The following is a 26,131-nucleotide window of genomic DNA, read 5'->3' on the forward strand; positions in this document are numbered from 1 at the left end:
TCGGTGATTTGACAAGTAAAGTCGTCAAGCGACCATCGGCGCATGCTTGAAACGCCCCGCGGATGGGAGTACCGTCTGCGCCTTAGAAGGGCACCTCTGGTGCAATCGCGTTCCGGGCCACTGCTCGAAAGCGGTGCAGCAGAGAGGCTAGAAAGCGAATCCAGTAGTCTGAGCCGGGCCGATGCCCCGCCTGCTACGCCAACCTAATTCTGGCGCCGTTTGCCCACATGCCAAAAACCAGTGCCACGCTGCTGATAATCGATGATGACGAAGTAGTGCGCGCGAGCCTCGCGGCCTATTTGGAAGACAGTGGTTTCAGCGTCCTGCAGGCCAGCAACGGCCAACAGGGTCTTCAGGTATTCGAGCAAGACAAGCCCGACTTGGTCATCTGCGATCTGCGCATGCCGCAGATGGGTGGTCTCGAACTCATCCGTCAGGTCACCGAGCGGTCACCGCAAACGCCGATGATCGTCGTTTCGGGTGCCGGCGTGATGAACGACGCGGTCGAGGCGCTGCGCCTGGGTGCGGCGGACTACCTGATCAAGCCTCTTGAAGACCTGGCCGTGCTCGAGCACTCGGTGCGTCGCGCGCTGGATCGTGCGCGCCTGCTGCTGGAGAACCAGCGCTACCGCGAGAAGCTGGAGAAGGCCAACCGCGAGCTTGAAGCCAGCCTGAACCTGCTGCAGGAAGACCAGAACGCCGGTCGCCAGGTGCAGATGAACATGCTGCCGGAAAGCCCGTGGCGCATCGACGAGTTCCAGTTTGCCCACCAGATCATCCCGTCGCTGTACCTGTCGGGTGATTTTGTCGACTACTTCCGCGTCGACGAGCGTCGGGTGGCGTTCTACCTGGCCGACGTGTCGGGGCATGGTGCCTCTTCAGCGTTCGTCACCGTGCTGCTGAAGTTCATGACCACGCGCTTGCTGTTCGAATCCAAGCGCAACGGCACATTGCCGGAATTCAAGCCTTCGGAAGTCCTTGGTCATATCAACCGGGGGCTGATCAGTTGTAAGCTGGGCAAACACGTCACAATGGTCGGTGGAGTCATCGACGAGGAGACCGGTTTGTTGACCTATAGCATCGGCGGCCATCTGCCGTTGCCTGTGTTGTACACGCCTGACAGTGTTCGTTACCTCGAAGGCCGCGGTTTGCCGGTGGGCCTTTTCAACGAGGCCACTTACGAAGATCACGTGCTTGAGCTGCCATCGACGTTCAGCCTGACGCTGATGTCCGACGGTATTCTGGATCTGTTGCCAGAACCTACGCTCAAGGAAAAAGAAGCCGCTTTGCCACAACGGGTGAAGTCGGCGGGCGGCAGCCTGGATGGTCTGCGGCAAGTGTTTGGATTGGCCACGCTAGGGGAGATGCCGGATGATATCGCCCTGTTGGTGTTGAGCAGGAACCTTCAATGAGTACCGGTAGAATCCAGTTCGCCGAGCAGGACGGCACCTTCGTCCTGAAGTTCGTCGGTGAAGTTCGCCTGACCCTGTGTTCGGCGTTGGATGCGACTATTGAGAAAATCTTCACTGCGTTGAATTTCAACGCGATCGTGATCGATTTGACCGAAACCCGCAGCATCGACAGTACCACCCTTGGCCTGTTGGCCAAGCTGTCGATCCTGTCGCGGCAAAAGGTCGGCCTGCTGCCGACCGTCGTCACCACCCACGAAGACATCACCCGGCTGCTGCAGTCGATGGGCTTCGAGCAGGTGTTCAACATCGTCAACCACCCGGTGCCGTGCCCCGAGTGCCTGGACGACCTGCCGGATCAGGACCAGTCAGAAGAAGTGGTGCGGATCAAGGTGCTTGAAGCGCACAAGATCCTCATGGGGCTGAACGATTCCAACCGTGAAGCCTTCCATGACCTGGTGAACGCCCTCGAAAGACACTGATTCTTTGGGGTTGAGGTTGTCTGTTCCGGCCTCTTCGCGGGCAAGCCCGCTCCCACAGTGATTGAGTGAACCCGAGATCTTCATTCCACACCTGACCCTGTGGGAGCGGGCTTGCCCGCGAAGGCGTCATTCCAGACGATGAATCTTCCGGCACTGCATAAATAAAAAGGGCGAACCCAACCGGGTTCGCCCTTTTTGCATTTCAACCGCTCAGATCACAGTTTGGCCTGCAGCAGCGCCTCAAGTTTCTCCTGGTCACGGGCAAACTGACGGATGCCCTCAGCCAGTTTCTCTGTAGCCATCGCGTCTTCGTTGGACAGCCAGCGGAATTGCGCTTCGCTGAGGCTCAGGCGCGCTTCGCCGGCGTGGCCCGGGGCGAGTTTGCGCTCCAGTTTGCCAGTGTCTGCCGCGAGCTTGTCGATCAGGTCCGGGCTGATGGTCAGACGATCGCAGCCGGCCAGTTGCTCGATCTGGCTCAGGTTGCGGAAGCTGGCACCCATGACCACGGTCTTGTAATCATTGGCCTTGTAGTAGTTGTAGATGCGGGTGACCGACTGTACGCCCGGATCATCGGCACCGGTGTAGTCGTTGCCGTTGGCCTTTTTGTACCAGTCGTAGATGCGGCCCACGAACGGCGAGATCAGGAACACCCCGGCGTCAGCGCAAGCAGCAGCCTGAGCGAAGGAGAACAGCAGGGTCAGGTTGGTCTGGATGCCTTCCTTTTCGAGGATCTCGGCTGCGCGGATGCCTTCCCAGGTCGACGCGATCTTGATCAGCACGCGGTCACGGCCGATGCCGGCCTTGTCGTACAGCTCGATCAGGCGATGCGCACGCTTGAGCACGGCGTCCTGGTCGAACGACAGGCGCGCATCCACTTCGGTGGAAATGCGGCCCGGGATCACTTTGAGGATTTCCTGGCCGACGGCGACGCCGAAACGGTCGCTGGCCAGGCCCACGTCGCCCTTGCAGTCGCTGACGCAAGCGTTCAGCAGCTCGGCGTAAGCCGGGATGGCAGCGGCTTTGAGCAGCAGGGAAGGGTTGGTGGTGGCGTCGACCGGCTTGACCCGGGCGATCGCTTCGAAGTCGCCGGTGTCGGCAACCACGGTGGTCATCTGTTTGAGTTGTTCCAGCTTGGAAGTCATGGGTGTGCTCTGTCCTGTGGGTTTGACGACATTACCCGAGCGCTGACGGCCACTCAAGGGCATCAAGGCGTAACGGGTTCCCCGGGGGCAACAACCTGAGAACGGCTGTTTGAAGGGTGGGGCGCGGTATCGATGAATACGATGCCAAAATCGGCCGCAGGTTCAAAGCAACTGACGGCCAGCGCCCCTTGAGCACATTGATGGAGGTTATTGCTGGCTCAGCTGGGTTTTGACCGCAGTTTCTGCCGGTTTCGGCTGGCCATCGGACGTCAACAGACCGAAATTCTTCTCGCGGTCATTGCTGCCGGTGTCGCTGTTTTTCCACTCGTAGATCGAGGTCAGGGCAATGTTGCGGGTTTTGATATCGGCCACGAATGCGCTGATTTTGCTGGCCTGACCCTCAATCCCGCCGTTGGAGGCGAGCGCCGAGATGCCCCATTCGCTGATCACCCCCGGCAGATGGAAGTTCTGCTGGATAAACGCCTGGGCGTTGCTGATCTGTGTACCGGTCATGCCGTACGGATGGTAGGAAACCGCGTTGAGGCATTTGGGGTATTCACTGACGATTCGGTTGAGTGCCACCGTCGACGCCGAGCCGGCCGTTGGCGGCCGGGCAAAACCAAAACCGATCACCGGGGCGGCGGGTGGCTTGTCCTGCAGGGTCTTGCACGCCGCGCTCATGAACGGCACGAACGTCGTGTCGAAGTTACCGGTCGGCCAGTAGGTGCCGAGGTCCGGTTCATTCCACAACTCGATCGCCACCAGTTGTGAGCCATAGGTCGCTGCCAGGCTGGTCAGCGCGTTGGCATACGCGACCCCCGCGTTCGCCAGATCATTGGCCGGTAACGGCTTGGTCGCGCGCAGGGTCATCAGCACCGGAAGACCAGCAGCGCGGGCCACGGCGAAGGCATCGCTGATCTGCTTCTGGTAGGCCGCGCTGGGCAGGCTGTCAGTCCATACGCCAAAACGCACGAAACTGAAGCCGGTGGCTTTGACGCGCTCGGCGTCCGCAGCGGAAAAGGTCTGGACTTTGACCTGAACCCCGATGGTTTTATTGGCGGGCAATGCCGGGAACAGTTCATTGGCCTGGCACTGGCCGGTTGCCGCCAGCAGTAACAGGGTCAGGGCGCTCAGGGGTTTGAGATGGGCTGATTTCATGTCGGTTCTCCGGGTGAGAAGTGACAACGGCGAAAAGGTATCTCGAGATAACTGTTTCGAAACTGACAATGGCACTAAGTGCGCCAATGTTATTTTTTGTCAGGAAAACCAGACCTGAAAATCACAGTTATTTTTAGTCCGTTAATTGTGTTTTGGCGGCTTTTGAGGCTGTGGTACTTAATACGCTGGTACTAACAGGGCGAATCTATTTCTGAGTGCAGGATGATCTAGTGGGTTCATTAAGATTCGCACTAGATGTTGGCAGAATGATATTACACAGGAAAGTAAACCTTGTTCAGAAATATCCTGGTTGTGTGCGTTGGCAATATTTGCCGAAGTCCGACAGCAGAACTTCTGCTGCGCAACGCGCTGACCCCCTCAACCATCTCCGTGACTTCCGCAGGCCTCGCAGCGCGAGTCGGCGAAGGCATGGAAGCCTCGGCACGCCAGGTGCTGGAAGACCACGGGCACAGCGCCGAGGGGTTCAAGGCGCGGCAATTGACGACCGATATCGTCAATGCATCAGACCTGATTCTGGTCATGGAAAAACAACATGTGAATCAGGTGCTGAAGATTGCTTCGCACGCCCGAGGCAAAGTGTTTCTTCTTGGCAAGTGGCAGAGCGAACGAGAAATACAGGATCCGTATCGTCAAGGTAAGGCCGCTTTTATTCATGCCCATGCATTGATTGAAGATGCTGTTAGCTCGTGGGCGCAGCGCCTCGGACATTGATGAATATTCTTCAGATCAGTGAATGGTAAGAAAGACTTATGCAGTTACCGTCAGTAATCGCCAACCGTGATAACGATCAAGACAGTATTGATCTTCTCGGCATATTCGGCAGTTTGATCGACCAGAAATGGCTGATCGGTGCATTCACCGGTGCCTTCATGGCCGCCGGCGTTGCCTACGCGGTATTGGCGACGCCGGTGTACCTGGCGAACGCGCTGGTGCAGGTCGAACCGAAAAAGAACGACATGCTCGGCTTTTCCGACCTCAGCAGCATGCTCGGTGGGCAATCGCCGTCGGTGACCGAAATCGGCATCATCAAATCCCGCGCGGTGATCGGCAAAACCGTCGACGACCTGCGCCTGGACATCGACGTCACCCCCAACACCTTCCCGGTCATCGGCGGTTTTCTCGCCCGGCGTTATCGCGGTGAAACCGAGTCCAGCGTGGCACCGCCGCGTTTTGGCTTCAACAGCTACGCTTGGGGCGGCGAGCGTCTAGAATTCGCCCGGCTCGATCTGCCCAAAGAACTGTTGGGCAAGAAGCTCACCCTGATTGCAGGTGAGCAACAGCACTTTCAGTTGCTCGATGACAATGACAACCTGCTGGTCGAGGGCGTCGCCGGCGAAGCCTTCGCGCAGGACGGCGTCGAGGGGTTGGTCGAACGTCTGCAAGCCAACCCGGGTGCCCGTTTCGAAGTGGTGCGCAATCCACGGATCGTGACCATTCAGGGTTACCAGGATGCGCTGGATATCTCCGAGCAAGGTAAAGAGTCGGGGATTATCCGCCTGGNCCGACGCCGCCGAGGCGGTGAAAATCCTCAACAAGATCGCCGCGCTCTACGTCGATCAGAACGTACGTCGGACCTCGGCGGAAGCGGCGCAAAGCCTGGCGTTCCTGCAAAGCCAGTTGCCGCAGGTCAAGCGTGATCTGGCCAAGGCCAGCGACGCGCTGAACGCTTACCAGACCCACGGCAAGACCGTGAACATTTCCCTGGAAACCCAATCGGTGCTCGGCCAATCCGTGGCGCTGGAAACGCGGATTTCCGAGCTGAAAATGCAGCAGGCGGAAATGGATCGCAAATTCACCAAGCAGCATCCGGCCTATCGCGCCTTGATGTCGCAGATCGGCGAATTGACCCAGCAGCAGAAATCGCTGGAAGGCAAGGTCGGCGATCTACCGGCGACGCAACAGGAGCTGCTCAACCTGACCCGCGATGTGGAAGTCGCTTCGCAGATCTACACGCAGTTGCTGAACAAATCCCAGGAGCTGGACATCGTCCGCGCCGGTGCGGTGGGCAACGTGCGCCTGATCGACCCGGCGGATGTCGACCTGAGCAGCCCGGTCAAACCGAAAAAAGCCCTGATCGTGCTGATCGCGACGTTCCTCGGCGCCTTTGTCGGCGTGGCGCTGGTGCTGTTGCGCAAATCCCTGAGCAAAGGCCTCGAAGGGCCGGAAGCCATCGAACAGCTCGGGCTGCCGGTGTACGCCTCGATTCCTTACAGCGCTTTGCAGCGCGACGAGGACACGAAAAAGGGCCGGGCCAAAATCACCGCTGAAACACCGGCCTATCTGCTGGCGTTGCGCAACCCGACCGACCTGTCCATCGAGTCGATCCGCAGCCTGCGCACCTGCCTGCATTTCGCCGCGCTGGATTCGACCAACAACCGCATCATGATCTCCGGCCCCAGCCCGCAGGTCGGCAAGACCTTCGTCTCCTCCAACCTCGCCGCGGTCATGGCGCAGAGCGGTCAGCGCGTGCTGCTGATCGACGCCGACATGCGCAAGGGCCACCTGCACAAGACGCTGAATGTGCCGATCGCCAATGGCCTGTCGGATCTGCTGGTCAAGCGCTGCAGCATCGAGCAGGCGATCAACACGGTGGAAATCGACAACCTGCACTTCATCAGCCGTGGTCAGGTTCCACCGAACCCTTCCGAGCTGCTGATGCACGCCAACTTCCGCGATCTGCTCGCCGAGCTGAGTCAGCGCTACGACGTGGTGATCATCGATACGCCGCCCCTGCTGGCAGTGACCGATGCGGCGATTGTCGGACGTGAAGCCGGCATCAGCCTGATCGTCACCCGGTTTGCAGTAAACCCGGCCAAGGAAATTGAAGCGACCATTCGCCGCTTCGCGCAGAACGGCATCGAGCTCAAGGGCGCGGTGTTCAACGGCGTCGAAAAGCGCGCTGCCAGCTATTACGGCAATGGCAGCTACGGCTATTACAACTACGAATACGCGTCGGACAAATCCTGAGATTCAGGGACGTTCCAACAGGCATGAAAGTGGGTGGGTTGTGAAGAAAATACTGCACGTGGCAGAAACGATAAAAGGTGGGGTCGCCACCGTTATCCGCACGATATCGGCGTCGCCCGAAGGCCAGGCCGCGAACTACGAATGGGTCTATCTGGTGCCGCTCGACCAGAAACAGGAGCTGCACGGCATCGATCAGAGCCAGATTCGCACGTTCGTCAGATCCGGGCGTAACGTGCCTTCGCTGCTGCGCTTTGCGTGGGAACTGGCACGGACGCTGCTCAAGGAAAAACCCGATGTGGTGCATCTGCACAGCACGTTTTCCGGGGTGATCGGCCGCTGTGTTTGTGTGCTGCTCAAGCCGTGGCGTCGGCCGAAAATCGTCTACTGCCCGCACGCGTTTTCGTTCCTGATGGAAAGCTCGCCCATCAAGCAGAAGGTCTACGCCTCGATCGAGCGCGTCTTGCAGAAAGTCACCGACGTGATCATTTGCGTCAGCCGCTACGAGATGGACAAAGCCGCGCGGTTCGGTATCGAGCGCAAGCGCATGCGCCTGATCTACAACGGCATCCCGCACAAGGATGACGCACCGAGGGCCGACAACCCCGCGCCGATTCATCTGCTGTTCGTCGGTCGCCTCGATTACCAGAAAGGCTTCGACGTATTGCTCAAAGCCTTCGCCAAGGTACAGCGCAACGATCTGAAGCTGACCGTGGTTGGCAGTGCGGTCAACGAGGACACGGTCGAGTGCCCGCAGATGGACGCGGTCGAGTACCTGCCGTGGGTCACGCCGGCCGAAGTGCAGGCGCTGTATCAACAGGCCGACGCGCTGATCGTGCCGAGCCGCTGGGAGGGTTTCGCCATGGTGCCGCTGGAAGGCATGGCCATGGGTTTGCCGGTGATCGCCAGCAACTGCACGTCGCTGCCCGAACTGGTCACCCATGAAGTGTCCGGCTACGTCTTTCCCACCGGTGATCACCAGGCGCTGGCCGATGTGCTGGCGCGAATCCAGAAGCCGCGGTTGCTCGACCTCGGCAGCGAAGGCCGGAACATCGTGCGTGAGCGCTTCAGTGCCGCGCTGATGATCCGCCAGACCTACGACGTGTATTGCGCTCCCACTTATTAAGTAGAACTCAGCTTATGAACGTAACGATTTTGCATGGCTACAGTGCGTCCAACTCCGGTGACGGCCTGCTCGTCGATCTGGCCATCGCGTTGGTGCAGCGCAACTTTGGCGAAGACACCGCGATCAATGTCGTGGCCTCCGACCCGCAGTCTTTCGCCTACCTGCCGCACCCGCGTTTCGATGCGCCGGTGATGGCGGCCAAGGGCCTGGGGCGGGTCAAGCAGGCGGTGTTCCTCAATCAGTCGTATGCCGGGCTGGCGGATCTGTTGCGCAAGACCGATCTGATCGTCGGCGTCGGTGGCGGCTACATGCGCTCGAAAAGCGCCTTCGAACACATCAAGCTCAAACTCGGCCACGCCAAGCAACTGGAAACGGCGATCCTCAGCAAGGTGCCGTCGGTGTACCTGCCGCAAAGTATCGGCCCGTTCCATGGCGAGAGCCGCAAGATCGTCGATCACTACGCCAGCGCGGACGCGGTGTTCGTGCGCGATAACCGCTCCTCGGCAATGTTCGATGCCTGCGAAAACGTCTACCGCGCGCCGGATCTGGCGGTGCAGTCACTGGCCAGCAAGATTCTTCAGCAGCCGAAGTTCACCCGCTGTGCCGCGTCGCCGGCCACCGTGTGCGTGGTGCTGCGCAAGCCGCCGGAGTGGAGCAAGGAAAAGAAAGTCGCCTACGTCGCCAACCTGAAGTTGCTGCTGCAGCGTCTGAAGAACAAAAGCAAAGTGGTTTGCGCCGTACAGAGTGCCGTTCGCGGTAACGACGACGGTGCGTTCTATCGCGAACTGGGCATCAGCGAAGACCTGCTGTCGTTGAAGGCGACGATTGCCAAATATCAGCCGGACCTGGTGATCTCGGTGCGCCTGCACGGCGCCATCGAATCGCTGTTGTCCGGCGTCCCGGCGTACCACATCAGCTACGAGCGCAAAGGCTTTGGCGCCTATCAGGACATGGGCGTGGAAGACTGGGTGATCAATGGCGGCGACATCAATGTCGACACCATCATCGACACCGTGTACGCGCCGAACGCGCTGTCGAACTTCGGCAAGCGCCTGACCGACACCTGCCGCGAAATCGAAGCCAAGACGGTGATGATGGACGAGATCATCAAAGGCGTCGTTCGATGATATTTCGCTTGCTGCTGCGCGGCGGAGCCTTGGGCGCGAAGTTTCTGCTGGTGTTGGCCATCACCCATTACCTGGGCTACGAAGCGCTGGGGTTTTATGGCGTGGTGGTCGCCGCGTCGCTGATCGCTTCGAAGTTCTACAGCGTTGGTTTCAGTTCCGAGATCAACCGGTTGATCAGCGTCGGCGGCAGCTCGCGGCGGGTGGTCGACAAAGTCATGCTGCTGTACCTGGCGGTGGGGCTGCTGCTGTCGCTGCTGACGGTGGGGATTTACTCGCTGTTCCAGCAGGTCGAGGCGAGCACCGCGCTGATCCTCTGCGTGACGCTGGTGTTGCTCACTGAACACCTGTCGTTCGAGATCAACTCGTTCGTGTTTTCTGCGCAGAAAGCCACCGCGGGCGCGCTGCTGTTCTTCATCAAGACCGGTCTCTGGGCGCTGCTGGCGGTGGGCGCGATGATGCTCGACTGGGTGTCGGGCATCGCCAGTGTGCTGTGGTTGTGGGTGGCCGCCAACGTGCTGGTGATCGTCGCCGGTTACCTGATCGTGGTGAATGTGCACAAGGGCCGGGTCAGCGAAGCGCTGACGACGGCGACCGTGTGGAAGGCCGGGTTGCCGTTTTATTTCGGTACGGGCTTGATCGCGCTGAGTCAGTATGCCGAGCGCTTTCTGATTGCCGACCTCGAACCCTACGCCAGCCTCGGCAAATACGTGTACGCGTGGTCGGCGGCGAACACTCTGCAGGCGCTGTCTTACGCGGTGGTGGCGGTAGTCGGCATTCCGGTGCTGGCCAAGCGGTTTCAGGCGGATCAACAGGCGTTCAGCGTCCGGCAGTTGTTCGTCAACAAGTGGGTGATGCGCTCGTTAGCGGTGTCGGCGGCGGTGGCCGTGCTGATCTATCTGTTCTTCAACGTGGTGCTCGATTACGTCGCCAACAGCGTGCCGCGTCCGGATAACGCACTCCTCGGCGTGTTGATCTTTTCCTTTGCTCTGCGGGCCATTGGCGACATCGTCTGGGGCGGTCTGATCGCCTCGAAAAACAGTCGGGTGTCATTCGCCAGTGCGGCGATTTGCTTGCTGGTGTCGGTGCCGGTCAGCTTCCTGTTGATCAAGCACTATTCGATTTATGGCGCGGCGTGGGGCAATGTCTTTGCGATCATCGTGCAGCTCGGGGTGATCGCCGTGTTGACTCGGGCGACCCGTGCCAAAGGGGCGCTGGCATGGGGTTGAAGTTGCCGTGTATCGAGTTTCGCGGCCGCAAACTCGATTCTTCGCTGTCGTTCCTGATTCTGTTCACCGGGTTGTTTCTGTCGGTGGCGATGCCGCTGCTGATCCCGCGCGATCCGGGGCCGGATGCGATGACCTTGTGGTCGTCCTACGCCCGCGCCGACAACTGCAATTTCTGGAACCCGTTCTCGCCGGATCGCTCCTCCTACGAGTGTTCGGCGTTCCTGCTGCGGCCCACCGGGATCAACCTGACCAACGCCTGGGCCTACGGGATGTTCTGCAACTTCTTCCTCACGGCGATCCCGGTGGTGGTGTTTCGGCGCATGCCGCTGGCGATCTTCGGCACCCTGTGCCTGTGGGGTGTGGTGCGTTCGTTTTTTCTGGAAAACCTGACCAAGGAAATCATCGTCTCGGTGGCGGTGCTGAGCATTTTGTTCAGCGCATTGACGCGCAAATACCGCGGCGGATTTTTTCTGTCGGCGGTGATCTATGGCGTGCTGATCCGGCCTTACTGGATTCTGTTTTCGCTGTCGTGGGTCGGCGTTTGCGTGATGAAAAAGTACGTGTCGCGTTTCACCTTCTTCCTGATGCTGTTCCTGTTTTACCTGGCGGTGGCCATGGCGATCCAACTGGCGCTGGGCTTTCCGGTGTCGTCGATTCGAGCCAGCAACAACGAGTTGCGTACGGCGGGGGAGGAGGGGTCGAAATCGCTGATCGTCTCGTGGCTCAGTGGCAGCGACTTCGTCTCGCAGGCGCTGGACTCGATGATCATTTTCTTCCGGTTGTCGTTCCCGGTGGAGCTGATTCTGTTGTCCGGGCCGGGCCAGGTGATCTTCGTCGCGCTGATGATCATGACCGCGCTGCTGCTGTTCAAAGTCATCACGTCCACCGATTACAAAGGTGCGCCGATCGAGACCAAACCCAAGGAACTGATCGCGATCCCGCTGGCGTTTCTGTTAGTGCAAGGCTTGTTCGAGCCGGACTTCGGCTCCTTCGCCCGGCACTTTTCCATGGTGGTGCCGGTGCTGTTTGTCGGCCTGGGCCTGATGTTGCGTGCGAACAAACCGGTGCGGGTTGAATCACGCGTTCTGAATTGAGGCAGGTGCTGTATGTCGAGCAAGAAAAAATCGCTGGAGATCGAAACCCTGCGTGGTCTGGCGTGCCTGCTGCTGGTGCTCTATCACGTCATCGGCCCGTTGGGCGGAGGGCTGAAAATCGATCTCGGCTCGCCGTTTCGGGTGATCGCCGACTCGATGGTGTACGTGCGCATGCCGCTGTTCACCTTTATTTCCGGCTACATCTATTCGATCTACAAAATTCGCGGCAATGACTTTTCCGCATTCTTCAGCGGCAAGGTGCGACGGTTGATCGTGCCGTTGTTTTGCGTCGGTGTGCCGTTCTCGGTGTTGCAGGCGGTGGGGCCGGGGGTGAACAAGGACGTCGGCGTGATCGATGCGTTGCTGTCGTTCTGGGTACCGGTCAATCACTTCTGGTTCCTGCAGGCGGTGTTCATCATTTTCATGTTCGTCGGCCTGCTGGAATGGCGCGGGATGCTGCGTTCGATGTCGCGCTTGTATCTGCTGTTCGCCTTCGCTGCGGCGCTGTTTCTGCTGCCGCCGTTCAAGCTCGATGCGTTCGGCATCAATGGTGCGATTTACCTGCTGCCGTTTTTTGTGGCGGGGATGATTGGCCAGGAAAATGTCGAAGCGTTGAAGCAACGGTTCAAGGTGATCGGGCCGCTGGTGTTTGTGTTGATCTCGCTGACGCTGCTGTACGTGGCAGCGATTGATCGCGAGTTGATTGTCGACCGCCGCAGCCTGATCGGCTTGACCGTGGGCTGCGTATCCTGCATCGCCTTGCTGTCGAGTGACATGCGCTCGAAATGGCTGACCTGGCTGGGCGGCTACTCTTACGCGATCTTTCTGTTTCATGTGTTGTTTGCGGCGACTTCGCGGTTTGTCATGGGGCGGCTGGGTGTGAAAGACGAAAGCATTCTGGTGCTCAGCGGATTGCTCTTCGGCTTGCTGGGGCCGGTGGTGCTGTCGATGATTTTCAGTCGCTTCAATGTCACTTCGGTGCTGTTTTTGGGCGAGCGTGCGGCGAAGAAAAAATCGCTGGCGAGCATTGCTCCGGTGGTGCCGGCCAATAGCTGAAAAGCTTCGCGAGCAGGCTCGCTCCCACAGGGTTCAACGGAGGACACAAGACCTCTGTAGGAGCTGCGGCACGCTGCGATCTTTTGATGTTGATGTCAAAGATCAAAAGATCGCAGCCTCGTTTCACTCGACAACTCCTACAGGGGATTGGCGTATGACGTCGATCCAATGTGGGAGCGAGCCTGCTCGCGAAGGGGCCATTCCAGACTGAAGGAAATAACGCATGTTGGCAGTAAATGACGCTCAGCCCGTCGCGGCGTCGGTGGTGGAAGTGGGCGATGCCCGCGAGCGCTTTGCGCAGTGGCGTGAAGGCAAGGCCGGGAAGATTTTGTCGGTCTCGGTGATCGGCGACAGCTACAGCGCCGGGCAGGATTTCTACCTGAACAAACTGGTACAGCGCGTGGCCGGCGAAGTCGGTTTTGCCGGCCCCGGTTACGTCGGTTTCAACCACGGCGCCGCGCTGGGCGGCACGCATTTCAAATACACCCGCAGCAGCGAAAAATACTTCGGTGGTGGCTGGCAAGTGTCCGGCCTCGGCCAGGCCAGCCCCGACAGCCGCACGGTGACCGGCAAGCCCGGCGCCTGGCTGCAAATCGATGCCAGCCCGACACCCGCCATCGACACCCAAGTCACCCAGGCGAAATTGCTCTACCTGGGCAACGGCGAAGCCAGTGAGCTGCGCTACCGTTGGACACCCTCGGAAGACTGGCAGCCATTGACGCTCAAGGGGTCGGGCGTTCAGGAAGTACCGCTTGCAGGTCTCTCTTCAGCGCCAGACTGGTCATTCAAACTGGAAGTGGTGAAGGGCGCACCGACCTTGTTTGGCCTGTGGCTGAGCAACGATCAGCACGGCGTGCGGGTTTCAAAACTGGCGGCCTCGGGCGCGGCCTCGGCGGATTTCTATCACCAGAACCCGCAATGGCAGGTGCAGTGGAAAGCCGCCGTGTCGAGGATCCCCGCCGACATTTACCTGATCATGCTCGGCGGCAACGACCAGGGTTTCGGGGTCAAACCCGAACAGTACCTGCACAACGTTCAAGGGTTGGTGGCGATGATCCGCGAGATCCAGCCGGCGGCGAGCATCAACCTGATCATGCGTCAGGACACCACGCGGTCCAGTGCCTATCCGATGTCGGCGTATGCGCAGGTTCTGCAGCCATGGGCGCATGAGCAGCAGTTGGGCTTTGCCAATCTGCAATGCGCGTTCGGCCCTGACGTCAAACGCTATGCAGCGGCGATGATCGGCCCGGACAAGATTCATCCGCAGCCGGCCACGGGCGGGAAAGTGATTGCCGATTACTTCTATCGCTGGATCGTCAGTGGCATCAATGCGGACAGTTGCGACCCAACGAAACCCCTGTAGGCGCTGCCGAAGGCTGCGATCTTTTGATCTTGCTCTTCAATACAAAATCAAAAGATCGCAGCCTTCGGCAGCTCCTACAGGGGTGGTGTTTTATTTGAAGTTATCTATCTGGCTCAGGAGCTCCGCAGTCTTCTGCGGCATCAGTTGCGTCGCACACCGAGTCTCGACATTGATGATGATCGCCGGCTCGTTGCAGCACAGGCGTACGCGGAAGCGCCAGTCGCTGAAGATCACCTTCAGGCCATCACGATCGTCCATTTCCAGCGCCTGCTCGGCATACAGGTGTTTCAGATGGGCGAGCAGAGGATAGGGATCGGCTAACGGCCGGCGAATGTCGCCGGACGAAGGAAACATGCCGATGCGTTCCACCAGCAGAATACTCCCCAGCCACGACTCGTTGGCGCTGGGCAACGGCTGATGGCGTGACAGCCAGCTCACCACCCCGAGGTTGCCCACCTCCCGTTCAATCTCTGCTGCATGCTGTGCCATGTTCATGGTTGCCTCCTGAAAAGAGAAGTGGGCGGGGACCGTTCAGCGGCCCTTGAGGTAGACGTTGTCGTAGCAGAAGTTGGTCGCCTGCAGGTAACCCTCGGCGTCGCCGCAGTCAAAGCGCAGGCCCTTGAACTTGTAAGCCAGCACGCAACCGTTTTGCGCCTGTTTCATCAGCGCGTCGGTGATCTGGATCTCGCCGCCCTTGCCCGGTTGGGTGTCGGCGATCAGGTCGAAGATGTCCGGGGTGAGGATGTAGCGGCCGATGATCGCCAGGTTCGACGGCGCGTCCTGCGGCGCCGGTTTTTCCACCATGTTATTGACCCGGTAGATGCCCTCGGACATCAGTTCGCCGGCGATCACCCCGTACTTGTGGGTCTGGTCGGCCGGGACTTCCTGGATGGCGACGATCGAGCAGCGGAATTTTTTGTACAGCTGGATCATCTGCGAGAGCACGCCATCACCGTCCAGGTTCAGGCACAGGTCATCGGCCAGCACCACGGCGAAGGGTTCATCGCCGATCAACGGGCGGCCGCTGAGAATCGCGTGACCGAGGCCCTTCATTTCCACCTGACGGGTGTAGGAGAAGGTGCAGGTGTCGATCAGCTCGCGGGTACCGGCGAGGAATTTCTCTTTCTCGGTGCCGCGGATCTGGTGTTCGAGTTCGTAGCTGATGTCGAAGTGGTCTTCCAGCGCACGCTTGCCCCGACCGGTGACGATGGCCATGTGTTGCAGGCCGGCGTCCCGTGCTTCTTCAACGGCGTATTCGATCAACGGCTTGTTGACGATCGGCAGCATTTCTTTCGGCATGGCTTTGGTCGCCGGCAAGAAACGCGTGCCGTAACCGGCAGCGGGGAACAAACATTTACGAATCATAAAAGTATCCTGGACAGTCATGGAACACAGGCAACGGGTGCGCGCACTTATCAAAGCGCACGAGTTTCAATGATTATTGAACGAGTACTTTAATACCTGAGTCAGGTTGTTAATGGCAATTAGCGCAGGGGGTAAAACATGACAATGTTATGAGATGTCGGTTAAGGCGTTATTAGTTATTTTTAGTCGGTATCTGTTGATAGTGATGAGTGTACTTGGGGTGCTAATAAGTACCGGGCAATACAGTTTGACCTGCAAAAATATTTATTGCCAGTGGTTGAACTAATTTTGTTTAAGGCTGTTGTCGTCCTTATTTGTGTGGTGCGCCACAGATTCAATGAAAGGGACTTGACAGGCTACTTGTCACTTATCCAATGACGGACCGCGCTATGAAGATTCTGGTAACGGGTGGCGCCGGCTATATCGGCTCGCACACCACACTTGCGCTGCTTGAAGCAGGTTATGAAGTTGTTGTACTGGATAATCTTTGCAACAGCAGCGATGCGGCATTGCACGCGATAGAAGGTATCTGCGGCAAAAGCGCGTTGATGATTCGCGGCGATGTCTGCGACCGGGCGTTGCTCGACCGGATTTTCCAAGAGCATGCGATCGACGCGGTGCTGCATTTTGCCGGGCTCAAAGCCGTCGGCGAGAGCGTGCGCAAGCCGCTGGATTACTACGAGAACAATGTCGGCGGCAGCATCACCTTGTGTCAGGCGATGGCCGCGGCCGGGGTGTTCCGGCTGGTGTTCAGCTCGTCGGCCACGGTGTACGGCGAGCCCGAGCAGATGCCGATCCGCGAGGATTTCCCCACCGGTATTCCGACCAATCCTTACGGCCAGTCCAAGCTGATCGTCGAGAACGTGCTGCGCGACCTGAGCCTGGCCGAGCCGCGCTGGAGCATCGCCTTGCTGCGCTACTTCAACCCGATTGGCGCCCACCACAGCGGGCACATGGGCGAAGACCCCAATGGCATTCCCAATAACCTGCTGCCTTATATCAGCCAGGTCGCGGTCGGCAGCCTGCAGGAGCTGTCGATTTTCGGCGACGATTACCCGACCATCGACGGCACCGGGGTTCGCGATTACATCCATGTCGTCGACCTCGCCGATGGCCATCTCAAAGCCCTGCAATCGATTGCCGATCGTCCGGGCATTCACACCTGGAACCTCGGTACCGGCGACGGCTACAGCGTGATGCAAGTGCTGCATGCCTTCGAACAAGCCAGCGGGCGTCCGGTGCCATACCGAGTGATGCCGCGGCGCAGCGGCGATATTGCCGAGAGTTGGGCCGACGCCTCCAAGGCCGCAAGAGAACTCGGCTGGAAAGCCACGCGCAGTTTGCAGGACATGGTCACCGATACTTGGCGCTGGCAATCGAATCATCCGCGCGGTTATCTCGAATGATGTCGTTCTAATACTGAATGTTAGTTTCGGTCAGCTGTTAGATATCGTCGGGAAAATACGCTGGAAATGCCTTTTGCAAGTCCGTAGATATAAACCTGCCGTTCGACTTTTATCAGTTGGGTAAGACTGTGAAAGGACGACGGATCTTGTTCGCGATTTTCGCGAACTTGAACGCTACCACCGCTAACTCAGGCCGGTTTTTAACAGGCCGAATGTTAGAAAGGAGTTGATATGAAAAAAGTGATGGCGATTGCCCTGTTGACGATGTTGAGCAACTGGGCGTCCGCTGCTGAAGCGCCGCTTACTGCGGTGACCAATGTATCTGGCAGTGTCGCGGCTTCTACAGCGCCTGCTGCCAGTACTGCAATGGTTGCCAGTGCAGTCGCGGCGTCCAACAGCGGCGGAAGTGCCAACGGCGGTACCACGGGCACCACCGGTACTACCGGCACCACTGGCACGCACAACTAACAGGAACATTTGTTAGTGCAGTACAGGGTCGCCCGACGCAAGTCGGGTGACTTTATTTTTAGATTCGCCCTTGAATAGCGTAGTGCCATTATGACTCGTAGTTTTTCTCTTTTGCTGTTGGCAAGTATCGCTTTGCAAGGTTGCATGTTTTCCCCCGGCCAATACCTGAGCACCGGCAACATCACGCGCCAGGGCGCCAGCGAAAGCAGTCGGGTCGAGCTGATTCCGATCACGCCCAAGCTGATCTCGATGACCCGCGCCACGCAAAAGCGTGAGTCGGTACCGACGGAACTGTTGGCAACGCCGGCGGAATACCGCATCGGCAGCAACGATGTGCTGTACATCACGGTCTGGGATCACCCGGAGCTGACCGCGCCTTCGGGGGCACAACAGCAGATCGACGCCAACGGTCGACTGGTGCGCTCCGATGGCACGCTGTACTACCCGTTCATCAAGGAAGTGCAGGCGGCCGGCAAGACTATTCAACAACTGCGCTCGGACATTGAATCCCGCCTGTCGGCGTTCATCGCCGAGCCGCAAGTGGATGTCGCGGTGCTGCGTTTCGCCAGTCAGAAAGTGGTGGTTTCGGGCGCCGTGGCCAAGGCCGGTCCGCAGCCGATTTCCACCAACCCGCTGAGCGTGGTCGAGGCTCTTGGTACGGCCGGCATCGACACCAACAACGCCGATCTGTCGGGCCTGTTGCTGACGCGCAATGGCCGGGTGTATCCGCTCAATCTCGACTCGCTGAACCAGCAGGACTCCGAGTTGCAGCACGTCTTCCTCAAGGGCGGCGATCAGTTGTATCTGCCGTACAACGACAACAAGCGCATCTATGTCATGGGTGAAGTCAACCAGCCCCGTGCGCTGAGCTTCAAGACCGCAACGATGAACCTCTCCGACGTGCTCGGTTCGGTCGGCGGCTTGAGCCAGACCACCTCCAATGGCAACGCGGTGTACGTGATTCGCGGGGTGGAAAACCTCGATGTCGAGCCGGCGAAAATCTATCAACTGGAAGCTCAGTCGCCGACCTCAATGGCACTCGCTTCGCACTTTGAGGTGCGTCCGCAGGATGTGGTGTACGTCGGCCCGGCCAACGTCACGCGCTGGAACCGCTTCATCAGCCAACTGGTGCCGTCGGCATCGATTGTCGGGACCGGGGCTTCCGCTGCGAAGAACTGGAGCGAATTCAGTAACAACAGCAAATAAGGCCGACCGTGAAAACCTTGAAAGTGGGCGTCTGCCTGATGGCGGCCTTGATGTTGTGTGGCTGTAACCCGCTGATGACCGCCTCGGTGCGCAACCTCAAGTCGGCGGTGATCGGGCCGGACGAGCTGGACGTGAGCGCGGCCCAGGTGGCCGAGGTCAAGTATCCGCAAGTCAAACTGACCACGCCGTCTGGCTCCGGGGTGCTGGCGCTGGTGCGTGAGCGTGAAGACCTGCAGTTCTGGGTGGCTTCCGGCAAACAGGTGTTGCTGCTGCGTGACGGCCTCGCTGTGCGCACCATCGGCCTCGGCGTCGAGGGCGACCTGGACGGTACGCGGCTGGCCGACGACGCGCCGTTCAAGCGCGGCCTGCATCAAGTCGCCGATGGCTTCACCAGTCAGCGCTGGATCGACCTGTACAAGGGCCAGGAAGTCGGTTTGATCGTCAACAGCCGGTTCTCTCGCCGAGCCACGCAAACCCTGCACATTCTCGACAAGGAATACACCGTGCTGCGTGTCGACGAACGCATCGACGTCCCGGCCATCGGCCTGCGCGCGACCAACCATTACTGGGTCGATCCGCTGGACGGTTTCATCCTGCAAAGCGAGCAGCAACTGACCACGCAACTGCGCGTGCGCATCGTGCAACTGACCCCTGATCGCAGGCATCTGCCGTGAAGCGCTTACGGATGTTATCGGCAGGTTTGCTGTTGCTCAGCGGCGCCAGTCAGGCAGCGGTCATGGTCAGCGGCGATGTGGCCAATCCGGGGCCGGTGGAATTGCCACCGGGCGGGCGCTTGCTCGACGTGATCAGCGTGGCGGTGCCGAATGCCGAGGGTTACTGGCTGGCTGGCGTGTTGCTGCGTCAGTCGTTGCTGGAACAGCAGGCGCGGCTCAAGGCCGGCGTGTTGTTCGATCTCGATGTGTTGCAGCGTATGGCTTCGTTGTTTGACCGACCGAGCCGCGCGGCGCTGGCGCTGCGCCTGGCCGAGCAGGTGCGGCAGATGCCGGTCACCGGGCGCCAGGTAGCGGACCTCGATCCGGTCGCGGTGGAAGTCGGTTTCGCGCGCAACATTCGTTTGGACGACGGCGATCGGCTGATCTACCCGAAACGGGTCGACGAGGTGCAAGTGTTGGGCGCGGTCGCCGAAACCTGTCACCTGCCTTATCAGCCTCTGCTGGAGGCGCGCGAGTACCTGGAAAGCTGCACACCGCTGGACGATGCCGAGGCCGATTACCTGTGGCTGATCCAGCCCAATGGTGCGGTGCGTCGGGTGGGTATCGCCCACTGGAATCGCGAGAGCGGGCAGTTCCCCGTGGCCGGCAGCAAGATTCTGGTGCCGGTGAAAAATGATGATCTGGATCCGCCTGTTCCTGAACTGAATCAGCAGTTGGCCGAATTGATTGCCACGCAGCTGGCTGAGGTGGTTCGTTGAAGTTACGTGTTGCAGCTGTGTTGTTATTGCCGTGCGGTCTGGTGCATGCCGAGCCGCGTATTACTCAAAATGATTTCGGTGGCACCGGTCTGTTGCAGACCCCGACCGCGCGCATGGCGCCGGCCGGCGAACTGAGCGTCAATGCCAACCGCACCGAGCCGTACAGCCGCTACAGCGTGTCGTTGCAACCGCTGGACTGGCTCGAAGGTTCGTTCCGCTACACCGCGATCACCAACCGGCCGTACGGCTCCGAGGCGCTGAGCGGCAGCCAGAGCTACAAGGACAAGGCGGTCGACGCCAAAGTCCGGCTGTGGCAGGAAAGCCACTGGGCGCCGGAAGTCGCGCTGGGCTTCCGAGACATCGGTGGTACGGGCTTGTTCTCCAGTGAGTTCTTCGTCGCCAACAAACGCTTCGACAATTTCGATTTCAGCGCCGGCATTGCCTGGGGTTACCTGGGTAATCGCGGCGACCTCGACAACCCGCTGGGCTACGTCAGTGATCGCTTCGATACCCGACCGGCTCTTGAAGGGACCGGTGACGTCAACTCCGGCTCGTACTTTCGCGGTCGGCCGTCGTTCTTTGGTGGCGTGAGCTATCAGACGCCGTGGGATCGACTCAGCCTGAAGCTCGAATACGAAGGCAACGACTACAAGCACGAGCCGAAGGACAACGTGATCAAGCAAGACTCGCCGATCAACTTCGGTGCGGTGTTCAAGGTGGCTGATTCGGTGGACGTCAGCGCGGCGTGGGAGCGCGGCAATACGGCGATGTTCGGCATCACGTTTCACACCAATTTCGTCAGCCGCAAGGCGCCGGCCAAGACCTACGACCCGACGCCTGAACCGCTGCCGGCGAAGATGCCGACCACGCCAATGGAACAGGTCAACTGGGCCGACGTGTCGCAGCGCCTGCAGCAGAATGCCGGGTACAAGGTCGAGCGCATCAGTCAGCGTGATTCCGAGCTGATCGTCTACGGCGAGCAGCAGCGCTACTTCCATTCGTCGAAGGCTGTTGGTCGCGCGAGCCGGATTCTCGATAACAGTGTGAACGACGACATCAACTGGTTCACCGTGGTCAACAAGCGTTACGACCTGCCGCTGGAAGAGACCAGCGTGCCGCGCCAGACTTTCCGCGAAGTGATCAACAACGAGGAACCGCTGGAGTCGTTGCACCGCACCACCGAGATCAACCCGGCGATGCCGCACAACGAGAAAACCCTCTACAGCGAAGCGCCGCAGCACTTCAGTTATGGCGTCGGCCTGGGCTTCAAGCAGAACGTCGGCGGCCCGGATGGCTTGCTCTATCAATTCAGCGCCGATGCGGACGCGGAGTACCGCTTCAACCGCAATACCTGGTGGAACGGCTTGCTCAGTGCCAACCTGATAAACAACTTCGACAAGTTCACCTACGATGCGCCGAGCGGCCTGCCGCGGGTGCGTACCGATTTGCGTCAGTACCTGACCACCTCGGAAGTGACCATGCCGTTATTTCAGGTCAGCCATGCCGAGCAGTTGGACAAGGACCTGTATGGCATGGTCTACGGCGGTTATCTGGAGTCGATGTTTGCCGGTGTCGGCGGTGAGGTGCTGTTCCGGCCGACCGGTGAGCGCTGGTCGGTGGGGGCGGATCTGAACTATGTGCGTCAGCGCGAGTTCGACCAGGGTTTCGGCCTGCGCGACTACTCGATCTGGACCGGGCACATCACTGGCTACACCGACTTGCCCTACGATACGCTGGCTGCAGTCAGCGTCGGTCGTTACCTGGCCGGCGACTGGGGCGGTACGCTGGACATCTCCCGCGAGTTCTTCAACGGCGTGCGCTTCGGTGCCTGGGCGACGATCACCACGGCTGGCAGTGCCGAGTACGGGGAGGGTAGTTTCGACAAGGGCATCTACCTGTCGATCCCGTTCGACGAAATGATGAGCATGTCAACCATGCGCCGCGCCAATCTGGTCTGGGCCCCGCTGACCCGTGACGGCGGCGCCAGGCTCAATCGCAGCTTCCAGCTGCACTCGATGACCGATAGCCGCGAGGGTGACATGTTCTATCGCAACTTCTCGAAGATTACCGAGTAAACCCGGAGCCTTCTCGGGACCTGTGGGAGCGGGATGAACTGGATATCCCGATCCACCCCCGATCCCTGTGGGAGCGAGCCTGCTCGCGAAGGCGTCAGTCCATTCAAAATCTATGTTGCCTGACCCACCGCTATCGCTTGCAGGCAAGCTCCCACAGTGATTTTGTGGTGTGCCCGATTTGAGTGAACACCGCCGGACCCTGTGGGAGCGGGCTTGCCCGCGAAGGCGTCGGCACTGCCACCTTCGCAACAGCCTGACCCACTACCCAAATCCCGCCCACAAAAAAGGGGACTTTCGTCCCCTTGCGGTATCGCCTGGCTTGTCACCAGTCCATCAATAAATATCTTTCGACAACAGCGTAAATGGCGTCTTCACCAGGATCTTCAGATCCAGCCACAATGACCAGTTGTTGATGTAATGCAGGTCCATCTCCACCCGACGCTGCATCTTGTCGAGGGTGTCAGTCTCGCCACGGCAGCCGCTGATTTGCGCCAGGCCGGTGATGCCCGGTTTGATTCGGTGACGAGCCATGTACGCGAGGATTTTCCCCGAGTAGTAGTGGTTGTGCGCGACAGCGTGAGGACGCGGGCCGACCAGGGCCATCTGCCCTTGCAGCACGTTGAACAACTGCGGCAGCTCATCCAGAGAGGTGCGGCGGATGAAGCGCCCGACGGCGGTAATACGCGAATCATTGCGGCTGGCCTGGATCACCTCGCGATCATCGTGCACGCGCATCGAGCGGAATTTCCACACCTGAATCACCTTGCCGTTCCAGCCGTGACGATCCTGCTTGAAAAATACCGGCCCCGGCGAATTGATCTTCACCGCCAGCGCGATGAACAGCAACACCGGGCTCAACAGAATGATCGCCAGCAGCGCCACGCCTTTTTCCACCAGACTTTTGCTCAACGCAGCAGTAGGGCGGCTGGTCAGCGGGCTTTCGTTGAGGCAGATTGCCGGCAGACCATCCACGACCTTCACCGAGTGGTTGAGCAGGGTCAGACTGTTCAAGTCCGGCACCCAGACCACATCAACGTTGGCCCCGAGCAAATCGACGTACATCGCTTCGATTTTCGCCGCTTCCGCCAGCGGCAAGGTGATGTACAGACGGCGGATGTCATGATCCTTGATCAGTTGCAGCAGATCCTCCTGATCGCCCACCACCCGCGGTGCATCCGAATCCAGAACCGGTTTCGTGCCATTGCTGACCAAACCTACCAGTGGCAGGTTTTCCACCAGACTGATCTTCTGCGCCAGGCCCAGCGCCAACTCACCCGTGCCGACAATCAGGGTTTTCTGCGCACTGGTGCGCGAACGCTGGTAGTACTTGGAAAACGCATGCAGCGGCGCGTACAGCAGCGCCTGACCGAGGAAGCCGTACACCGCCCAGCTCAGCGTCACTTCACGGGAAAACACCTCGTCGGCCTTGCACACGAACGCGATGCCGGCCAGCGCGAGCATGGTCATCGACCAGCCCATGAGCAGACGTCCCAGACCCGTCAGGTAATTGTCCTGTTTGCGATAGACGCCGCTGAACGTGTACGCCGGTACCGAGGCCAGTACCGCCAGTGTTGCGCACAGGCGGTAATAGAACTCGACGGTGCCGGTATGGCGTTCTGCAAGTACGAACAACAGCGCGACAATAAAACCTTGCGCCAGCGCCCATTGGCCCCAGAAGGTAAGTCCCTTGAGGCCGTTATTTCGATTGATCCGTAGAGAGAGTTCCATGAGATATCCCCAGAAATACGTCCATTCAGGTTTCGACAGTTAAAGTCCGAGTTGCTAGATAGGCTTGTTGTTGTTATTGGACGAGTGTCCTGAGGTAACAACGTCGATAGGCCGAACTGTCGTCAATCAATAGACTAAGTTATTGCCGGAGAGGGTGTCTGACGAGTTCTAACAAGATGGCACTGTGCCAAATTTCGAATAATCAAATACAAGGCTGTTAGAAAAGGTCGTGGAGCAAGGGGTGAATAAATGATGTTGTGTTTGTTACTGTAGGAGGGGTGGAGGCAGGGAGCTTTTATTTACCAGGGAGGTGAAGTCAAACAGAGTGCTCTTGTTGTTTTTGTAATCGCACTGTTTTCTGTTTGTTTTGTTCGCGGAGATCGTGCGTGTTTACGCAACGATTTCCTGGATGAGGCAATAACCGCGGTTTCTTACGGCACGGAACAATCGCTCCCCATTACTGGCGCTTTTGAACTTGTCCTGCAGGCGACTCAGGCACATCTCCAGGCCACGATATTGCTCCGGTTCACGGCCGATGCTGAGGATCAGATCGTCGCGGCTGACAACGCGCTCTTCGTGATGGAGCATTTTGCGCACCAGCGCGGTTTCCAGTCCGGTCAGGCTGATTTCGACGCCTTCCTTGATCAGGGCACCTTGATCATCGTCCAGATGCCAGGTCGTGTTGCCAGTGGCAGCGTCTTCAATGGCGGCAGTGCGGTTGTCGCTCTCTGCACTCTGAAACGGCTTCGCCGATTGTGCGGACAGCCATTCCGATTCGAGGGTGGCGAGGATGCGCTGGGTGTCGTGTTCAATCGTGCGGGCCACGTGTTTGCGGGTGCCGCTTGGGTAAGAGAACTCCATCAGCATGGGCGCGGAAGAGGGCGAAGTAGCACCTTCAATAAACATTTGTGCCTGAGACGTGCCAAACGAATTGAAGCGCTCGCTGGACAGAATGCTCTCAAGTTCACGCTGCGACGTTGTACTGTGAGTCACGACGACAAAATATTTTCTCGGGAGGGTTGTACTCGTTTCCATGTCTCTCTCCTAAAATGTGCACCAAAATGGGCGAAAAGATAAATCGGCAGGCGAGCAATGACTTCCTCGGAAGTAATCGACAGGCAGGGTCTGGGCTTAAAATGGCCCTCGATAAGTTCCACTCGTTCTGCTGCTATGTTGTGAAGTTTATTGTTATGGTTCGGTGTAGCCGTGCTCATTCAATGGCTTGATTATAATTAGATGTGAAGTACAACTAGAGCGGTATGGTTGCATATGACGATCCTTCGTAATTATGCAAAGAGGATGGCTGCCCGAGAGTCAGGCAGTCGATATCAGACCCCGCATCAGGCGATAGCCGTAGCCGCGGATGCTCTGAATCGCGTTCGTACCATACATGTCCTTGATTTTTCCACGCAAGCGGCTGATGGATTTTTCCAGCGCTCTCGGGTCGTAGAAATGGGTGTTGAGCCCCATGATGCTGGCGATTTCATCATGGCTGAGAATGTGATTGCTGGTCTGCGCAAAGGCTTCCAGGATCTTCATCTCGGCGAACGAGATGTCGAGTTTCTGACGGGGGCTGCCCAGCAGGCAGATACGCGTAGGGTCGAGCGTCAGATTGATATCCCGCTGCCACTCTTCACTGTTGAAGAACTCACCGAGCAACTCGTCGCCCTCGTCGGCAAGTGTATTGAATTTGATACACGCGTCGGCGCCGGCCAGAAAATACTTGATCTTGTTGAATGCGCCGCGACCGGTAATGACCGCGCAGATGATCGGCTTCAAGTTGTCGCTGCGCAGGCTTTCAATCAGCGCAAGATTGTCTTCCAGCGCTTGCGGAGTGTCGATAACGATGAAGATGGCGCGATACGGACCAGAAAGTTCATTGTTGAAGGAACTAGTGTACGAACCGGCCTCAAGTGCCATATCAGTGTTTACGTGCTTCGCGATCAGCGCCCTGAAATGTTCGGCCACGCCACGGGTACGACCCAGAGTAAGAACACCGGGTACGTCGTTTGTCGGGCGCGGACTTCTCGTCGCCAAGTTCCCTGAGAGCATCATGCATTGACTCGAATTAGGTGCTGACATCGGGATGTTAAAGCACCGGTTCTCGTCTGTGACTGACAATTGGTAACATTCACGCGATTTTTAGACGTGGCTCCCGAGTTTTCTAACAATAATTAAGCATTTCAAGCTTTTAGTTGATTTTCTCGGGGTTGTGAACTAGTCGTTACATGGTGGCATTGTGGAATTGTGCCACTATTTTGAATCTATGGCGATGGCTTTATT

The 26,131-nt window shown here is 58.7% G+C and carries 22 protein-coding genes and 1 pseudogene; 16 read left to right on the plus strand and 7 right to left on the minus strand.

Annotation, left to right across the window (positions count from 1 at the left end; translation table 11 throughout):
- The first annotated feature begins 227 nt into the window (after positions 1–227).
- Together rssB and rssC are read left to right on the plus strand one after the other, a co-directional pair.
- Positions 228–1,412 (plus strand): two-component system response regulator RssB, encoded by a 1,185-nt coding sequence (gene rssB / locus ACTJKS_RS18180; RefSeq protein WP_108183328.1) that lies wholly within the window; start codon positions 228–230, stop codon positions 1,410–1,412.
- A complete protein-coding gene (gene rssC, locus ACTJKS_RS18185) occupies positions 1,409–1,891 on the plus strand; it encodes an anti-sigma factor antagonist RssC (protein ID WP_003226553.1) in 483 nt (160 codons plus the stop codon). Before rssB ends, rssC begins: the two co-directional genes overlap by 4 nt.
- 215 nt (positions 1,892–2,106) lie before the next feature.
- On the opposite strand, the gene tal is transcribed toward rssC, so the two are convergent.
- Together tal and ACTJKS_RS18195 are read right to left on the minus strand one after the other, a co-directional pair.
- A complete protein-coding gene (gene tal, locus ACTJKS_RS18190; RefSeq protein ID WP_108183327.1) occupies positions 2,107–3,033 on the minus strand; it encodes a transaldolase in 927 nt (308 codons plus the stop codon).
- A 207-nt stretch (positions 3,034–3,240) separates the two neighbouring features.
- On the minus strand, positions 3,241–4,191 hold the full coding sequence (locus ACTJKS_RS18195; RefSeq protein WP_108183326.1) for a glycosyl hydrolase family 5: 951 nt from the start codon (positions 4,189–4,191) through the stop codon (positions 3,241–3,243).
- A gap of 291 nt (positions 4,192–4,482) precedes the next feature.
- Here ACTJKS_RS18195 and ACTJKS_RS18200 point away from each other — a divergent pair, with 291 nt between their 5' ends.
- The 8 genes and pseudogenes from ACTJKS_RS18200 (at position 4,483) to ACTJKS_RS18235 (ending at position 14,168) form a co-directional block, all read left to right on the plus strand.
- Complete coding sequence (locus ACTJKS_RS18200) at positions 4,483–4,923, plus strand: low molecular weight protein-tyrosine-phosphatase (protein ID WP_108183325.1); 441 nt, start codon at positions 4,483–4,485, stop codon at positions 4,921–4,923.
- A gap of 38 nt (positions 4,924–4,961) precedes the next feature.
- Positions 4,962–7,179 (plus strand): annotated as a pseudogene (locus tag ACTJKS_RS18205) (polysaccharide biosynthesis tyrosine autokinase).
- Between the two features lie 40 nt (positions 7,180–7,219).
- Positions 7,220–8,302: a glycosyltransferase gene (locus tag ACTJKS_RS18210; RefSeq protein WP_108183323.1), complete on the plus strand. Its 1,083-nt coding sequence runs from the start codon at positions 7,220–7,222 to the stop codon at positions 8,300–8,302.
- A 14-nt stretch (positions 8,303–8,316) separates the two neighbouring features.
- Entirely contained in the window at positions 8,317–9,429 is a 1,113-nt protein-coding gene (locus tag ACTJKS_RS18215; protein WP_108183322.1) for a polysaccharide pyruvyl transferase family protein, read from the plus strand.
- Complete coding sequence (locus ACTJKS_RS18220) at positions 9,426–10,655, plus strand: polysaccharide biosynthesis C-terminal domain-containing protein (protein ID WP_142579776.1); 1,230 nt, start codon at positions 9,426–9,428, stop codon at positions 10,653–10,655. The genes ACTJKS_RS18215 and ACTJKS_RS18220 overlap by 4 nt, the downstream gene beginning before the upstream one ends.
- Positions 10,646–11,749, plus strand: coding sequence for a hypothetical protein (locus ACTJKS_RS18225; protein ID WP_047600104.1), 1,104 nt, complete (start codon positions 10,646–10,648; stop codon positions 11,747–11,749). Before ACTJKS_RS18220 ends, ACTJKS_RS18225 begins: the two co-directional genes overlap by 10 nt.
- Positions 11,750–11,761: 12 nt before the next feature.
- Positions 11,762–12,805 carry an acyltransferase family protein gene (locus ACTJKS_RS18230; protein ID WP_108183320.1) on the plus strand — a complete coding sequence of 348 codons (1,044 nt, stop codon included), beginning with the start codon at positions 11,762–11,764 and terminating at the stop codon, positions 12,803–12,805.
- Positions 12,806–13,028: 223 nt separating this feature from the next.
- Positions 13,029–14,168, plus strand: coding sequence for an SGNH/GDSL hydrolase family protein (locus ACTJKS_RS18235; protein WP_108183319.1), 1,140 nt, complete (start codon positions 13,029–13,031; stop codon positions 14,166–14,168).
- Positions 14,169–14,258: 90 nt separating this feature from the next.
- Here ACTJKS_RS18235 and ACTJKS_RS18240 read toward each other — a convergent pair whose 3' ends face one another.
- Together ACTJKS_RS18240 and galU are read right to left on the minus strand one after the other, a co-directional pair.
- Positions 14,259–14,663, minus strand: coding sequence for a mannose-1-phosphate guanylyltransferase (locus tag ACTJKS_RS18240; RefSeq protein WP_108183318.1), 405 nt, complete (start codon positions 14,661–14,663; stop codon positions 14,259–14,261).
- Between the two features lie 36 nt (positions 14,664–14,699).
- On the minus strand, positions 14,700–15,533 hold the full coding sequence (gene galU / locus ACTJKS_RS18245) for a UTP--glucose-1-phosphate uridylyltransferase GalU (protein ID WP_047295217.1): 834 nt from the start codon (positions 15,531–15,533) through the stop codon (positions 14,700–14,702).
- A gap of 389 nt (positions 15,534–15,922) precedes the next feature.
- On the opposite strand from galU, the gene galE reads away from it, so the two are divergent.
- The 6 genes from galE (at position 15,923) to ACTJKS_RS18275 (ending at position 22,120) form a co-directional block, all read left to right on the plus strand.
- Positions 15,923–16,939, plus strand: coding sequence for a UDP-glucose 4-epimerase GalE (galE, locus tag ACTJKS_RS18250; protein WP_108183317.1), 1,017 nt, complete (start codon positions 15,923–15,925; stop codon positions 16,937–16,939).
- Positions 16,940–17,170: 231 nt separating this feature from the next.
- Positions 17,171–17,407, plus strand: coding sequence for a hypothetical protein (locus ACTJKS_RS18255; protein WP_003226528.1), 237 nt, complete (start codon positions 17,171–17,173; stop codon positions 17,405–17,407).
- 144 nt (positions 17,408–17,551) lie between these two features.
- Complete coding sequence (locus ACTJKS_RS18260) at positions 17,552–18,613, plus strand: polysaccharide biosynthesis/export family protein (RefSeq protein ID WP_108183316.1); 1,062 nt, start codon at positions 17,552–17,554, stop codon at positions 18,611–18,613.
- Between the two features lie 8 nt (positions 18,614–18,621).
- A complete protein-coding gene (locus ACTJKS_RS18265) occupies positions 18,622–19,287 on the plus strand; it encodes a YjbF family lipoprotein (RefSeq protein WP_108183315.1) in 666 nt (221 codons plus the stop codon).
- Positions 19,284–20,045 (plus strand): capsule biosynthesis GfcC family protein, encoded by a 762-nt coding sequence (locus ACTJKS_RS18270; RefSeq protein WP_317453251.1) that lies wholly within the window; start codon positions 19,284–19,286, stop codon positions 20,043–20,045. The genes ACTJKS_RS18265 and ACTJKS_RS18270 overlap by 4 nt, the downstream gene beginning before the upstream one ends.
- Positions 20,042–22,120 carry a YjbH domain-containing protein gene (locus ACTJKS_RS18275; protein ID WP_108183313.1) on the plus strand — a complete coding sequence of 693 codons (2,079 nt, stop codon included), beginning with the start codon at positions 20,042–20,044 and terminating at the stop codon, positions 22,118–22,120. The genes ACTJKS_RS18270 and ACTJKS_RS18275 overlap by 4 nt, the downstream gene beginning before the upstream one ends.
- A 333-nt stretch (positions 22,121–22,453) precedes the next feature.
- On the opposite strand, the gene ACTJKS_RS18280 is transcribed toward ACTJKS_RS18275, so the two are convergent.
- From ACTJKS_RS18280 to ACTJKS_RS18290, 3 genes are all read right to left on the minus strand, one after another.
- On the minus strand, positions 22,454–23,848 hold the full coding sequence (locus ACTJKS_RS18280) for an undecaprenyl-phosphate glucose phosphotransferase (protein ID WP_108183312.1): 1,395 nt from the start codon (positions 23,846–23,848) through the stop codon (positions 22,454–22,456).
- Positions 23,849–24,238: 390 nt separating this feature from the next.
- Positions 24,239–24,883, minus strand: a complete 645-nt coding sequence (locus tag ACTJKS_RS18285; RefSeq protein WP_041074648.1) for a winged helix-turn-helix domain-containing protein — start codon at positions 24,881–24,883, stop codon at positions 24,239–24,241.
- Between the two features lie 279 nt (positions 24,884–25,162).
- The gene (locus ACTJKS_RS18290; protein WP_108183311.1) at positions 25,163–25,903 is read right to left on the minus strand and encodes a winged helix-turn-helix domain-containing protein; all 741 of its coding nucleotides are present in this window, start codon (positions 25,901–25,903) and stop codon (positions 25,163–25,165) included.
- Positions 25,904–26,131: the final 228 nt, after the last annotated feature.

Origin of the sequence: Pseudomonas sp. 22189, from assembly GCF_052045635.1 — a bacterium.
Lineage (GTDB): Bacteria > Pseudomonadota > Gammaproteobacteria > Pseudomonadales > Pseudomonadaceae > Aquipseudomonas > Aquipseudomonas parakoreensis.

Bases quoted from the DNA above. Each gene is read 5' to 3' on its own strand.
- rssC (WP_003226553.1), top strand. From the start codon at position 1,409: ATGAGTACCGGTAGAATCCAGTTCGCCGAGCAGGACGGCACCTTCGTC.
- ACTJKS_RS18235 (WP_108183319.1), top strand. From the start codon at position 13,029: ATGTTGGCAGTAAATGACGCTCAGCCCGTCGCGGCGTCGGTGGTGGAA.
- rssB (WP_108183328.1), top strand. From the start codon at position 228: ATGCCAAAAACCAGTGCCACGCTGCTGATAATCGATGATGACGAAGTA.
- ACTJKS_RS18220 (WP_142579776.1), top strand. From the start codon at position 9,426: ATGATATTTCGCTTGCTGCTGCGCGGCGGAGCCTTGGGCGCGAAGTTT.
- tal (WP_108183327.1), bottom strand. From the start codon at position 3,033: ATGACTTCCAAGCTGGAACAACTCAAACAGATGACCACCGTGGTTGCC.
- ACTJKS_RS18290 (WP_108183311.1), bottom strand. From the start codon at position 25,903: ATGATGCTCTCAGGGAACTTGGCGACGAGAAGTCCGCGCCCGACAAAC.
- galE (WP_108183317.1), top strand. From the start codon at position 15,923: ATGAAGATTCTGGTAACGGGTGGCGCCGGCTATATCGGCTCGCACACC.
- ACTJKS_RS18260 (WP_108183316.1), top strand. From the start codon at position 17,552: ATGTTTTCCCCCGGCCAATACCTGAGCACCGGCAACATCACGCGCCAG.
- ACTJKS_RS18255 (WP_003226528.1), top strand. From the start codon at position 17,171: ATGAAAAAAGTGATGGCGATTGCCCTGTTGACGATGTTGAGCAACTGG.
- ACTJKS_RS18230 (WP_108183320.1), top strand. From the start codon at position 11,762: ATGTCGAGCAAGAAAAAATCGCTGGAGATCGAAACCCTGCGTGGTCTG.
- ACTJKS_RS18225 (WP_047600104.1), top strand. From the start codon at position 10,646: ATGGGGTTGAAGTTGCCGTGTATCGAGTTTCGCGGCCGCAAACTCGAT.
- galU (WP_047295217.1), bottom strand. From the start codon at position 15,533: ATGATTCGTAAATGTTTGTTCCCCGCTGCCGGTTACGGCACGCGTTTC.
- ACTJKS_RS18240 (WP_108183318.1), bottom strand. From the start codon at position 14,663: ATGAACATGGCACAGCATGCAGCAGAGATTGAACGGGAGGTGGGCAAC.
- ACTJKS_RS18280 (WP_108183312.1), bottom strand. From the start codon at position 23,848: ATGGAACTCTCTCTACGGATCAATCGAAATAACGGCCTCAAGGGACTT.
- ACTJKS_RS18285 (WP_041074648.1), bottom strand. From the start codon at position 24,883: ATGGAAACGAGTACAACCCTCCCGAGAAAATATTTTGTCGTCGTGACT.
- ACTJKS_RS18215 (WP_108183322.1), top strand. From the start codon at position 8,317: ATGAACGTAACGATTTTGCATGGCTACAGTGCGTCCAACTCCGGTGAC.
- ACTJKS_RS18195 (WP_108183326.1), bottom strand. From the start codon at position 4,191: ATGAAATCAGCCCATCTCAAACCCCTGAGCGCCCTGACCCTGTTACTG.